The following is a 12,354-nucleotide window of genomic DNA, read 5'->3' as shown; positions in this document are numbered from 1 at the left end:
GTGATATTATTCTATTTGCGAGAGGTTTGAAATTAGGATGAAATATTTAAATTTTTCCTCAAGATTCCACCGCCTAGAGGGTGTTGGTGGCGCTACTCCTCTCCAGTAGAGTCGATCATCTTCGGTACCTCGGGCTAGGTGTTTAAATTCATAAAGCAAGCCAATTTAAGAAAATAGAAGGGAGAATAGATGTTATGGCATATAAAACTCCACGAGAACTATGACTGGTTAATTTCGAGGCCATAAACCACTGACCGGTAGGTTAATTTTAAATCTGTAAACTGCCATAGACTGGCTGGTTGAAGGTGAAACCGCTTGGAGAACACGGGTAGAATCCCGATAAAGATAACCGTCAAAGGCCTAGGGGAAAGCAGAGGAGAACTGGCTAGGTTTCTAGCCCCCCAGACGGTGGCAGCCATCCTCAAGGCGCTCCCTTTAGAGGGTAAGCTGGCCGTATGGAAGGAAGAGGTCTACTTCACCACTCCCATCAAAGTGGGGCTGGAGAAGGAAAAGAAGACGGTGGAAACAGGGGCCATAGCCTACTGGCCTGTGGGAAGCGCCCTCTGCATCTTCTACGGTGAATCTCAACCCTACAGCCCCGTGAACGTGGTGGGAAAAGTCACCGAAAACTTGGAGCTTTTCAGGTCTGCCAAGGAAGGCCAGATAATCCGAGTGGAAAGGCTGGGAGACTAACTTAGCTGGCAGCAGTGGGCTTGTAGATTTTTAGACGCTCGCAGCCTCTCACAAGGCTGACGAGGCCTCTTTTTTGGAGGCTTTCCAAGTAGTCCTCAGCCATACTCACCTTAATATTGAAGGCTGAGGCTAAAGCCGCAGGTGTCACCGCTTTCATTTTCCCCAGCTCGGAGGTCAGGGTTTCGTCGTCTACCTCAGGGAATCCATAGGTTATGGAAACCTTTTTGGAGGGGGCAGGCTTGCCTTTCTTCCTCCCAGCTTTTTCCTTTTCTTCCTTGAGCCTTTGGGCTTTCTCCATAGCGGATAATCCTTTCTTCTTGCCGCCGCCCATCTCGGCTCCCTCATCAATAATATGTTAAACTCTGATATAACACCTCTACTGCATAAGGTTATCTCCGCACAGCTTTCCAGCGGACCCAACCCCTTGACCTTCAGTTTTCAGGCTCTAGTAAAAAAGGGTTTACGCCTCAGTTTTTGTGGTTTTTCTGAACCTGTGGCCGCTTTCGCATGAATAAATGGTCACCCGCATGGCTGGGCCTTTCTTGGTTTTGGGTTTCACCTCCCAAGATTTGAGCACCATCAAATCACCGCTTCCACACGTGGGACAGCCTGAAATCGGTGTTTCCTCAGCGATGGAGGGCTGAAACTCAACCGTCCTCAAATGTTCTCCGTATTTCAGCTTATAATGAAGGAGAGGGTGAACTCTTTTCTTTTCATCAAGGGTCTTCCGGTGTCTGATCCCTGCATCCATGAGTTCTCTTATTCTAGGGATGTCATAAATCCCGGAGAGGAAGACTATCCCCATGACCTTATCTGACTTAGGCAGAGGGAAGTCGCCGCCTCTGACCTCCGCTCCTTTCAAATTGGCTTCATACCAGCGGACAGCCTCATCAAACCCGTCCTTACTCAGCTCGCTGGGAGGACCTGCGAGCATCAGAAGGGCTTTTTCAGCGCTGCCTAGAACACAGTCTGTGGACAGTCGAGTGACGGCGTCCTGCAAAACGGAGCGGCATTTGTCTTTCGGATTAAGCTGATCGAATTTGCCTTTCTTTTTGAACGCCAAGAAACCCCTTCGCGCCGAGGCCTCAGAATATCCGAAGACAGTGAAACCTTTCAATGAGTTCAGGATGTCGGAGGCGTCCACTACTTTGCTGCCTACCATCGCCGGAGTTTTAACTTCTCCCGCCCCCAGAACCAGCGGGAATATTCTGACGATCATATGGTTCATGTGAGAGTAGCTTTCATGAATGGGCAGTCCCGGAGTCTTCCACCTGTTGTTGTCAAATAGAATTAAAGCGTCCACTGTTTCATGCAGCGACATCAGACTCCGGGAGGCGTTTATGGCCATCAAGCCCCCTTCATCATTGCTGGGCAGGATGCCTAAAGCGATCACAGGCATGTTGTACATCTTTAATTCCTTAGCCAAGATGGGGGTGCCCCCTGACCCGGTTCCGCCCCCAAGTCCAGCTATCAGAAAGAAGGCGTCGATGTTCTCGGTGTTAAAGGCTCCTCTTTCTCCTAAGGCTTTCTTGATGTAACTCAGCTCTTTTTTGGCTATTTCCGCCCCCGCGTCGATGTTAGCTCCTGCTCCATGGGCTTTGGAATAACTCTGACCTATGAGAATTCTGTCCCTAGGAGGGATAGCCTTCAATCCTCTTAAGTCCGACTGCGAAGTGTTGATGGCCAAGCAAACGGGGATGTTCCTTCCATGAGCTTTCTCATGCAGGAGGTCATAATGAACAAAGAGGTCCGCGATTCTCCCCCCAGCCTGGCCTAGACCCACCACGGCAAACTTCAACCGGTTTAACGCTCCTCAAGTCCAGAAGAATAGGAACACTCTCCCCTTAAATAATCTCCGTAAACTCTTCCCGCCGTCCTTTCGGCTGGGCTAGCAAAATCTTTATAATTTTCCACGCGTTATCTACCAACGGCGTTGTCCCTTGTCCGCCACCATGAAGCTTCTCACCGTCAAACTCCCCGAGGCCTTGGTTGAGGGGATGGATGAACTCATCAAAGCCGGCATGTACTCCAGCCGTAGCGCAGTAATGAGAGCTGCTGTGAGAGACCTGCTGAAAAACGAGCTTTGGCAAAAACAGGCACGCTAAACCTTGGAAAAGGGGCTTCCGCCAGCGGCTAGAAGAGTTGAGGAGCCACTTTTAGCACAGTGCCACGAATCTGCTCTGCAACGGCCTCCGGCTCCTTTGCCGTGAAGATAGTCCTCCCCACTATCAGGTACCGGGTTCCACTTTTCATGGCCTCCTCAACCATGCCGCCTTGAAATCCTACTCCCGGAGAGTATATGGGAACCTCTTTCCCTAAGAGGCCGTCGACTTCTGAGATTATCTTAGGCCTAGTGGCTCCTACGACAGCTCCGTCTGCCTTCCACCTCCGGGACCACTTGGCGAAAAGCTTGTAGGCAGGCTGCATTTCGCCTGTTTCAGGGTCTTGCGTTTTTAAGCCGAAGACCTCTTCAGCTCCGGGGTGGCTCATGTAGACGAGAGTTATGATCCCTTTCCCCATCTCCCGGGCTAGGGTGAAAACGGGCTCCAGTCCTTTTTCCCATCCCGTGTGGGGGCTTACCGTGAGGGCGTCGAAGCCTATTTGGAAAAAGTTTTCAGCTATCACCCGGTTGGTGGAGCCTATGTCGTTGAGCTTGCAGTCCATGATAGCGGGGAGGTCGAACCTGTGAGCCTGCTGCACAATCTTCTCAACTCCTCCCCGGAGGCCTAGGGGAAGTGTCAGATGCCTGTTGACTTTCACAGCGCAGATGAGGCTGGAAAGCCTCTTCACTAAGTTCAAGCTTTCCGCCAGCAACCTTTCAGGGCTTAGACCGGTGAGGTCGAGGGCTAAAACGATGTTGGACTGTTTCCTCTTGGCGGAGGTTTGAATCTGGTCTCGGAACAACAGCGGATCACCCGGGAAAGAGGGGCATGTCCTCCACGTCTATGATTTTGGCGTAGAAAAATTTGGGGTCCCCTGTGCTTCGGCTGTAGCTGATGGATTCCCCTCCGCTTCGGGATGTCAGGTAGCGGAGGAAGGGCTCATGGGATGCTCTTCCCACCCGGATGTAGAAGAAGACGGGTAGAGCGTTGCTTTCATAATAATGCTCGAAAGGAATGCATACTCCTAGAATGCGTCTTCCATGCCGTCGAAAATGCCAGATGGGGAAAGCCATGTACTCCTTGGAGGAGACAAGATAGAGAAGGCGCATGAGAGAGTAAAGACTGTCCAGCTCGACACCCAAGGGCTGGGGAGGATGAGGGAACTTTCCTTGGAGGGAGGCCTTAAAAAACTGGGGGGCCTCCCGCAGTTTGATTATGGGAGCGTAAACGTACCGAGTGTCTTCGATGTTGTCGGTGAAGAGGCATTCTTCCCCTTCCCCATTGCTCCGGTAGGCAAGGAAGGAGCTGGGTTTCTTCCTCAGAGGGATATAGGCCAGAAGGGGAATATCCCCCTTCCAAGACATGTACACGGTGAAGGCGCTCAGGATGTATTTTTTCTCGTACTTGAACTGCCACAGCAAAGGCGGGGAGTCGGTTAAGGCTAGAGCAAGCCTCGTGAAGTCGTCTAGACTCTTAACCCTCACGGCCACAGGCGGCTTCGGCCCCTTCAAGAAAATCTTCTCCTATTAAACTTGAAAGGGAAGTTGCATTTAAGACTAATCCGAGCATTTTTCTATGGGGGAAGGGAATGCCTGTCAAGGTAGGATGCTGCGGGTTTCCCGTCTCCAAACCCAGGTATTATGAAGCCCTAAGCTTGGTGGAAATCAACTCTACCTTCTACCGTTACCACAGCCCCACCCTGCTCTCCAAGTGGAGAAGGGAGGCCCCCTCAGGCTTCGAGTTCACGGTGAAGGCCCACAGAGACCTAAGCCACACCCACCGCCTAGAATGGAAACCTGAAAGCGCTGAAGCCTTCCAGCGCATGGTGGAAACCTGCCGGATCCTAGGCAGCCGTGTTCTCCTCATCCAAACTCCCGGCTCTTTCCGTCCTACTCCGGAAAACTTGAAAAAAGCTGAAATCTTCTTCAGGAAGGCTAAAAGAGACGGTCTTAACTTGGTATGGGAAACCCGAGGCGGAGAATGGTTTAACCCCGAACTCCAAGCTGGGCTTGCAGCCCTCTTCGAGAAGCTACAATTGGTTCACTGCGTTGACCCTCTTCTGGGCCACCCCCCTTTTTACATCGCGGACAAGGCCTACTTCCGCCTTCACGGCTTGGGGGAGCGACTCTACTACTACCAGTACTCCAACGAGGAGTTGAGAAAGCTAGCTGAAGCTGTTGAGAAAACAGCTAAAACAGCCCCCGTCTACGTTTTGTTCAACAACCTCTCCATGTACGTGGACGCTCACCGCTTTCAGGCTTTTCTGAAGACAGGGCAGTTTCCTCCCCTCATGGACTGCTTCGGCTTGGAAGCCTTCGAAAAGCTGGTGGAAAAAATCAGATACCCGATAACCAGGAGGAAACTATCGGAGACGGTGGGCTGGAGGCTGGTGGAGACTAAACGAGGCGAGCAGGTTCCCCTAAGTGTTCTTCTCGAAAAAATCCCTGAGAAAAACTTTGAAAGCTTGAAGAAGCTGTTGGGCGCTGCGAGGAAGTTTCTGGATTTAGATTAGGATGAAATCAGGGTTACGGTGCGGATTATTCCGGGGACCTTCCGGAGAGCCGTTACGATTTCGTCTAACTCTTTCAACGTCGACGTCTCCAACCTCACCACCACGTCAAATTCTCCGTAGACGGTTTTAGCCTCGGTTACTCCTTTGATCTTCTCCAAAGCGGCGCTTACGTCGCCTTCTTTCCCGATTTCAGTTACAACTAGAATGTAGATGATCCCCACTGAAACCACCCATAGACACTGTTAAGCTAATGGTGGTTTTAATATTTAAAAACTTAAGCCAAGCCATGAAGCTTCAACAGCGACTAAAGTGCATCTAGAATGTGCTTAACAAAATATTGAAGAAACCTTCGGTCGCGGGAAAGCTCGGGATGGAAGGCTGTGGCTAGGAGGTTTCCCTGCTGAACAGCCACGATCTTTTCCCTCCACCTTCCTATGGCTTCATTTTCCCCCCAAACTCTCTCCACCAGCGGGGACCTGATGAAGACACCGGGATAAGGGTCTCTTCCCAGCAGCGGAATGTCAACAAGGTCCTCGAAAGATTCCCTCTGCCGCCCGAAGGCATTCCTCACCACCTTCATATCCATCAACCCCAAGAGGGGTTGAGGGAGAAGGCTGACTTTGGCGTCGTAGACCTCTTTAGCCATAAGGATGAGTCCGGCGCAGGTGCCGAGGATGGGAGTTCCTTTCTCCGCTGCTTTGACGATTTTTTCCGCCATACCTCTCTGCTGGAGGAGTCTTCCGATGGTTGTGCTTTCCCCTCCGGGGATCACCAAGCCGTGGACGTCTTCTATCTGGGCTTGGCGTTTTATGGGGTAGGCCGCTCCTTTGAGCTTCATTTCTTTCAAGGTGGAGTTGAGAGCTTCCACATGCTCCGCGACAGCGCCCTGAAGCCCTATGACTCCTATCTTCAGCTCAGGGACGGAAGCCATCTTAGCGCCCTCTCGTCTGCATCAACTCTTCGGGCTTCAAGGCCTTGATGTCCAAGCCCGGCATGGATTTTCTCTCCACCACCATCCTGGAAGCTTCAGCGACTACTTCAGGGTCTTCCCAGAAGGTTGTAGCTAGAACGATGGACCTAGCCCTCTCCAAAGGGTCCTCAGACTTGAAGATGCCGGAACCCACGAAAACCCCGTCGCATCCCAGAGCCATCATCAAAGCTGCATCTGCGGGGGTGGCTATGCCTCCGGCTGCAAAGTTCACCACAGGCAACCTGCCCAGCGAAGCGGTTTCTTTGACGAGGTCAAAGGGAACTTGGTAGGCTCGAGCTACATCGAGAAGCTGTTCGTCTCCTGCCTTCTGGATCTCCCTTATCCGTCCCATCACTGCCTTTACGTGTCTCACCGCTTCAGCCACGTTTCCCGTTCCAGCCTCCCCTTTGGTTCTGATCATGGAAGCGCCTTCCGCTATCCTTCGGAGGGCTTCCCCTAGGTCTCTGGCTCCGTTGACGAAGGGCACAGTGAACGGCCACTTGTCAATGTGGTGGTGCTCATCAGCCGGGGTTAAAACCTCGCTTTCGTCGATCATGTCGACGCCTATGGCTTCGAGGATTTCAGCCTCCATGTAGTGGCCTATCCGGCATTTGGCCATGACGGGAATGGTAACGTGGTCCATAACTTCCTCAATGGTTTTCACATCGCACATTCGAGCGACTCCTCCTGCCTTCCGAACGTCAGCCGGGAGCTTATCCAAAACCATAACCGCCACAGCCCCAGTCTCTTCCGCCACTTGAGCCTGCTCCACGTTGGTGACGTCCATGATAACGCCGCCCTTTTGCATGTGGGCGAAGCCCCGCTTCAAGGTTACCGTTCCCCGTCGGAGGCCAGATTTTTCCGCAGCTTCAATGATGGTTTTTTCCAACAATGATCCCAGCTATATTTAGTTGAGAAAAGATAAAAACTTTATTTCTCTGAGTTTCATCTTTCACAGCCTCTGAAAGTCTTGAGCCAATTCAGCCAAGGGCTCACCTACCACCTCAATGGCGGTTAGGCTGCCGAGGCCTTTCTCCGCGGCGCGGCGAATGTGGTATATCCTCTCAGGCTCGAAGCCCATGATGCGGGCTGCTGTGGCATCAGCGGCGGTTACGTTTTTACTGGCGATGATCAAATCCATCTTAACAGGCTTCCCTTTGACAGGGCCCCCGTCCTTCAGGCCTACGAAGCCGTCTATTACGGTGAGCGCTGGCTTTAGGACGGTGTTAACGTCTACAACCACCTTTTCGATGCCTTTGAGGTGGTATTTGAACTTAAGCTTGTCCGGAAGCAAGCCGAACATGTTCTTCAAGCCGAGGGTTACCCCCGTCTCAGAGTGGGTTTTCAGCTTAGCAGCATTGACGATGTGGCTTTCAGCCACCAGCTTGGGAACTTTTATCTGAGGGAGCACCTCAGGCGAGTCTACCGGCAGAGTGACTTTCTCTTTGAGTTTTCTGAGGTTGAGAAAAGGAACACCGTATTTCTCGCAGAGGTTAAGTACCCCTGTTACTTTGGCGGCCTTCGCTGCGTTTGTGATTGTAGCGTCAGATTCCACCACATAAACCTGCTCATCTGTCTGCTGGAAAGTCTTGATCAAGGCCTCCACCACAAGGGGATCAGTGGTTGTGCCTGTGTCCCATGTCTTTACAGCGATGAAGTTTACTTTGATCAGAACAGGCCTGCCGGAGATCTCCTGAACTCCTCCCAAGAGTTTAAGGGCCTTCAGCACCGTGGATATAGAGCGCTCTCCTCTGACCACAGCAACCTTGAAGGCCGCCATAACCGGATTTCCTCCATTACACCCTTAACCATTTGTTTTCCTTAAGCCGGCTTAGACGCGGAAAAGTTCCTTGGCGGCCTCCTCGTAGATTGTCAAGTCGCTCTGGCTGAAGAGGGTGAAAACCACCTCGTCCAGTTTATCTTCTTTTTCCAGAAAATCTTTAACCGTCTTCAAAGCAACCCGGCTGGCTTCCTTAATGGGGTAACCGTAGGCTCCTGTGCTGATGGAGGGGAAAGCCACCGTTTTCAAACCTCGGGAAACTGCCAGTGCCAAGGAGTTGCGGTAAGCCTCCGCCAAAAGGCGAGGTTCCCCGCTGTTTCCCCCACGCCATATTGGCCCCACGGTGTGGATGACGTACCGAGCTTTAAGGTTCCCTCCGGAGGTGATGACTGCCTTTCCTGTGGGGAGGCCTTCAGGCCACTGGGAGGCTCTAATTTTCTTGCATTCTTCCAGTATCTTCGGTCCGCCCTTCCGGTGGATGGCTCCGTCTACTCCGCCGCCTCCCATGAGGCTGGGGTTCGCCGCGTTCACAATGGCGTCGGTTTCCTGCTCGGTTATGTCTCCGCGGAGAAGGCGAAGCTTAGCCTTGCCTACCTTCACCTCCACGGTAGGATGCCTCCTTGGGAAGGGTGGGACCTGCTACTTGAGAGCTAGGTTCGCCAGCGTTTCCTTCCTAACCCTTTTAGCCGTCTCTTTTCCCACCAGTTTCTCCGCCAGCTTTAAGGCGAAGGGAAGCGCTGTAGCCGGGCCCTTGCTTGTTACGATGTTCCCGTCGACGACGACTAGGTCCCTCCGCACAGGTTTACCTCCGCCTTTTTTAAGCTCCCCTTCCAAGCCAGGGTAAACCGTGCACTTCCTGCCTTTGAGGACCCCTGCATCGGAGAGGACGGTGGGGCCTGCGCAGATGGCTGCGACGAGCTTACGGGATTGGAAGGCATCCTTAACCATCGAAAGGACTTTGGGGGTTTTCCTCAAGTTTTCGTATCCTGGAGCTCCTCCGGGGCATATGACCGCGTCGAAGTCTTTCACAGACACCTCGTCGATGGAGCTGTCGGGGACGACTTTCATACCATGTGCGCCTTCGATTACCTCCGGCTTCAAACCTGCCACAGTTACCTTCACGTTGCTTCTTCGGAGGACATCGATGATCGTTGAAGCTTCTATTTCCTCGAATCCTGGAGCTAAAAACACCAGCGCCTCAACCATAAATCTCACCTTAAACTATCAGAGAAATGCTCCTTCCCCAATAAATCTGTTTTCTTTCAAGGGCGTTCCCCAACGTTATCGGCGAAAACGAGCAAGGTAGTCTTATGGCTCTCGGCTTAGGAAAAATGCAAGAAAAGCCTGTTTCCATTTTAAGTGAGCGGAAAAGCTTGACTTACTCTCGCTTTACTTTTTCTCTTCACCCACCAAGCGAGGGCCGTTGCTAGAATGAACGTCACCCCCACTACAAGCCAAACCGAAAGGATGCCAGAGGATTTCGAAGGCTCCAGGGCGGACAGGTCATCGGAGCTTAGGATGAGGGTTGTAGAGCCCTCCGTCGTAAGTTGAAAGTAGCGTTGCTGTACAGCCCAGAGGTCTTCTCGGATTTCCTCGGAGTCCAATGTTTTCATCATCCGACTCCAAGCGTCATGGAACTCCGCAGCGTCTTCCTCCGAATCCCATGAAATCTCCCACACGAAGAGGTAGCGTTCTCCTTTCTCATAGTAGGTGAAACGGTCTCCTCCCCACCCCTCAGCCGCCTCCGCAGCGTCCTCCAAGGGGATCCACGTACCCAACACCACCAGGATGAAGTGCTCTCCAAACCTGTCGCTTCTTTTCTGCTTCCACTCCGGAGGCAGGGGAGGAGAGGAACCATCAACTTCAACGGGAGGTTCCTTTGAAAAATATTTCTCCGGATGCATCACCTGCTCAGTGGTGACAGGTGGACTGCTGTAGGCTTTGTTCACCAACTCCCAGCCTCCCCTCTCGAACAAGGTTTCCACGAAATCTTCGCCGTAGTCGTAGGGAAAGCGCAATATCCTCATGAAGGGAAGATCTCCGGAGTTGGATGCTGAGGCGGAGGCTAGGAAGCCCGCGGGAAGCAAAACAGCGGTTTCAGACGCTGGCAAGCTTTCGATTCTTTCCATATACTTTCCAGCAGTGAGTTCAGCATCTCCTTCGATGAGAGCAGCCCAGGCCTGCTTCTCGTCGTGTTTCTCTTTTTCGAGAATTTCAAAGTGTTCACCCTGTATTATGTGGGTGACTTCGTGGGCGAGGGTTCTCTCAGCCCAAGCTCCCTTAGGGTCGAAGTTCTCCCTCACCACGAAAATGTCGTTTTCTATGACTCCGGCAGCGTAGTCTCCTGACCATTCGACGAGAACCTCAGCTAGGCCGGCGTCTTCGGGGAGGAGAAACAGCGCCTTGTATATGTTTTCCTCCACTTTTATCTTCTCAAGGTTTGCCTCCACGTATCTTCGGCCCCAGTTTTCCCGAGCCCATTCTGCGCTGATGATTCTCAAACTAACTTCCTCAGGTGGAGATAGACCTCTCACTTCTTCGATTCCCCCCAGAACCGCCTTCAACAACTCCTCCACCTTCTGTCGATATTCCACGTCGGTTAAGGGCGGAGCCCCATTCAACTCCCCGAAGTTTGGCATATTCGCCAAAAAAGCAGTGGAAAGGACTGTCAAAATGAGGAGGGAGAACGGTTTGCACCCGCCTTTCGGCATTCTTCCTCCTTCTCCGTCATTTAAGTGAAAAATGTCTTAGTTGAGGAAAAGAAACGGTAGCGCGGGTTGGAAGCCTCAGCCCTTCACGACGCCTAAGGGCGTCAGCCTCACAACCTTAGTGGCTATTCCCAGCTGATGGGAAACTTCAGCCACCCTGTCCACGTCCTTGTAGGCTTCAGGAGCCTCCTCCGCTATCACCCTCATGCTGGCCGCTCGGATGAGGATGCTTCGCCTTTCCAAGGCTTCCTTCACCTGCGGGCCTCCAAACTTTCGGGTAGCCGCAGACCTGCTCATGAACCTCCCGGCTCCGTGGGCAGTGGAGCCGAAGCTCAGCTCCATAGCCTTCTTGGTTCCCAGAAGCAGCCAGGAACTGGTTCCCATAGTCCCCGCGATGAGGACAGGCTGACCCATCGCCCTATATCCGGCGGGTAGAGCCGGGTGGTCTGGTGGAAAAGCCCGGGTGGCGCCTTTCCTATGAACCCACACAGTCCGCACCTTTCCTTCCTCCACCATGTGTTCCTCTTTCTTGCAGATGTTGTGGGCTACATCGTAGATGACTTCTAAGCCTAACTCCTCCGCAGACCGGCCGAAAGCCTCCTCAAAAGCTTGGCGAACCCAGTGAGTTATGCATTGGCGGTTGGTGAAGGCGTAGTTCACCGCGGAGGCCATAGCCTTGAAGTAGTCTTCAGCCTCAGGGCTCTGCCCAGGGGTGCAAGCTAGCTCCCGATCCGGCAGCTGGATGCCGTATTTTCGGACAGCCCTGTCCATGATGCGGAGGTAGTCGGAGCACACTTGGTGACCGAAGCCCCTGGAGCCCGTGTGGATCATGACGGTGACCCAGCCTTCATCTTGGAGGCCTAAAGTCTTCGCAGCCTCAGGGTTGAAAACCCTGTCGATGCGCTGAATTTCGAGGAAGTGGTTTCCGCTGCCCAGCGTCCCCAGTTCTGGGGCTCCGCGACTTTTGGCGGTGTTGGAGACCTTAGAGGGGTCTGCCCCTGGCATGCGTCCGCTTTCTTCGCAGCGTTTCAGGTCGTCCTCCCATCCGTAGCCTTTTTCCACAGCCCACTCGATGCCTTCTCTGGCAACTTCATCAAGCTCATGGGTTGAAAGTCTGATTTTGCCCTTGCTTCCCAAGCCTGAGGGAACTTTCCTGAAGATCAGTTCAAGAAGCTGGGGAAGTTTAGGCCTCAGCTCTTTCTCCGTCAAGTTGGTCTTCAGAAGACGTACTCCGCAGTTGATGTCGTATCCGACGCCTCCGGGGCTGATGACACCTTCCTCGTAGTCAGCGGCCGCCACCCCTCCTATGGGGAAGCCGTAGCCTTCATGGCCGTCGGGCATGGTTATGGCGTACTTGTAAATCCCAGGCAACGTAGCCACATTGGCGCATTGGAGAAGAGTTCTGTCGGTTTTCATTTTTTCTAAGAGGAAGCTGTCTGCGTAAACGATTCCGGAAACTCTCATTTCAGGCCTATACTTGGGTATTTCCCAAACGTACTCTCCGATCTTGCGGATTGGAATCTCCGCCATTTTCACTCCTCCCAAAAGCCTCTGAATCAATCCGTCTGCTTTCTCACGCCGTCAGCGTC

Annotated in this window: 14 protein-coding genes and 1 pseudogene; 3 read left to right on the top strand and 12 right to left on the bottom strand. The window is 52.7% G+C overall.

Annotation, left to right across the window (positions count from 1 at the left end):
* Positions 1–315 precede the first annotated feature (315 nt).
* Complete coding sequence (locus BWM17_RS04860; RefSeq protein ID WP_309492813.1) at positions 316–693, top strand: cyclophilin-like fold protein; 378 nt, start codon at positions 316–318, stop codon at positions 691–693.
* 1 nt (position 694) lies between these two features.
* On the opposite strand, the gene BWM17_RS04855 is transcribed toward BWM17_RS04860, so the two are convergent.
* Together BWM17_RS04855 and BWM17_RS04850 are read right to left on the bottom strand one after the other, a co-directional pair.
* Positions 695–1,024 carry a hypothetical protein gene (locus BWM17_RS04855; protein ID WP_309492812.1) on the bottom strand — a complete coding sequence of 110 codons (330 nt, stop codon included), beginning with the start codon at positions 1,022–1,024 and terminating at the stop codon, positions 695–697.
* Between the two features lie 129 nt (positions 1,025–1,153).
* A complete protein-coding gene (locus BWM17_RS04850; RefSeq protein ID WP_309492811.1) occupies positions 1,154–2,491 on the bottom strand; it encodes a tubulin/FtsZ family protein in 1,338 nt (445 codons plus the stop codon).
* 142 nt (positions 2,492–2,633) lie between these two features.
* Between BWM17_RS04850 and BWM17_RS04845 the strand changes: the two genes are divergently transcribed.
* Positions 2,634–2,798, top strand: a complete 165-nt coding sequence (locus BWM17_RS04845; protein WP_309492810.1) for a ribbon-helix-helix domain-containing protein — start codon at positions 2,634–2,636, stop codon at positions 2,796–2,798.
* 28 nt (positions 2,799–2,826) lie between these two features.
* Here BWM17_RS04845 and BWM17_RS04840 read toward each other — a convergent pair whose 3' ends face one another.
* Both BWM17_RS04840 and BWM17_RS04835 read right to left on the bottom strand, forming a co-directional pair.
* The gene (locus BWM17_RS04840) at positions 2,827–3,597 is read right to left on the bottom strand and encodes an orotidine 5'-phosphate decarboxylase (protein WP_309492809.1); all 771 of its coding nucleotides are present in this window, start codon (positions 3,595–3,597) and stop codon (positions 2,827–2,829) included.
* 7 nt (positions 3,598–3,604) lie between these two features.
* Entirely contained in the window at positions 3,605–4,306 is a 702-nt protein-coding gene (locus BWM17_RS04835; RefSeq protein WP_309492808.1) for a hypothetical protein, read from the bottom strand.
* A 77-nt stretch (positions 4,307–4,383) separates the two neighbouring features.
* Between BWM17_RS04835 and BWM17_RS04830 the strand changes: the two genes are divergently transcribed.
* Complete coding sequence (locus BWM17_RS04830) at positions 4,384–5,307, top strand: DUF72 domain-containing protein (protein ID WP_309492807.1); 924 nt, start codon at positions 4,384–4,386, stop codon at positions 5,305–5,307.
* Here BWM17_RS04830 and BWM17_RS04825 read toward each other — a convergent pair.
* The 8 genes and pseudogenes from BWM17_RS04825 to BWM17_RS04790 all read right to left on the bottom strand — a co-directional run bounded on the left by BWM17_RS04825 (position 5,304) and on the right by BWM17_RS04790 (position 12,295).
* Entirely contained in the window at positions 5,304–5,537 is a 234-nt protein-coding gene (locus BWM17_RS04825) for an Lrp/AsnC ligand binding domain-containing protein (protein WP_309492806.1), read from the bottom strand. The two genes, BWM17_RS04830 and BWM17_RS04825, sit on opposite strands and share 4 nt — an antisense overlap.
* Positions 5,538–5,611: 74 nt before the next feature.
* Positions 5,612–6,238 carry a pyridoxal 5'-phosphate synthase glutaminase subunit PdxT gene (gene pdxT / locus BWM17_RS04820; protein ID WP_309492805.1) on the bottom strand — a complete coding sequence of 209 codons (627 nt, stop codon included), beginning with the start codon at positions 6,236–6,238 and terminating at the stop codon, positions 5,612–5,614.
* A gap of 1 nt (position 6,239) precedes the next feature.
* Positions 6,240–7,133, bottom strand: a pseudogene (gene pdxS / locus BWM17_RS04815) (pyridoxal 5'-phosphate synthase lyase subunit PdxS); the annotation flags it as partial.
* A 96-nt stretch (positions 7,134–7,229) separates the two neighbouring features.
* On the bottom strand, positions 7,230–8,057 hold the full coding sequence (locus tag BWM17_RS04810) for a DUF362 domain-containing protein (RefSeq protein ID WP_309492803.1): 828 nt from the start codon (positions 8,055–8,057) through the stop codon (positions 7,230–7,232).
* A 51-nt stretch (positions 8,058–8,108) separates the two neighbouring features.
* Positions 8,109–8,663 carry an O-acetyl-ADP-ribose deacetylase gene (locus BWM17_RS04805; RefSeq protein WP_309492802.1) on the bottom strand — a complete coding sequence of 185 codons (555 nt, stop codon included), beginning with the start codon at positions 8,661–8,663 and terminating at the stop codon, positions 8,109–8,111.
* Between the two features lie 33 nt (positions 8,664–8,696).
* Entirely contained in the window at positions 8,697–9,263 is a 567-nt protein-coding gene (locus BWM17_RS04800; RefSeq protein ID WP_309492801.1) for a DJ-1 family glyoxalase III, read from the bottom strand.
* A 149-nt stretch (positions 9,264–9,412) separates the two neighbouring features.
* Complete coding sequence (locus tag BWM17_RS04795; RefSeq protein ID WP_309492800.1) at positions 9,413–10,768, bottom strand: hypothetical protein; 1,356 nt, start codon at positions 10,766–10,768, stop codon at positions 9,413–9,415.
* A 75-nt stretch (positions 10,769–10,843) separates the two neighbouring features.
* Positions 10,844–12,295, bottom strand: a complete 1,452-nt coding sequence (locus BWM17_RS04790; protein ID WP_309492799.1) for an RtcB family protein — start codon at positions 12,293–12,295, stop codon at positions 10,844–10,846.
* Positions 12,296–12,354: the final 59 nt, after the last annotated feature.

Source organism: Candidatus Hecatella orcuttiae (assembly GCF_002009985.1).
In the GTDB taxonomy this organism is placed as follows: Archaea; Thermoproteota; Bathyarchaeia; order Hecatellales; family Hecatellaceae; genus Hecatella; species Hecatella orcuttiae.
This window is presented reverse-complemented; position numbering and strand designations above follow the sequence as displayed.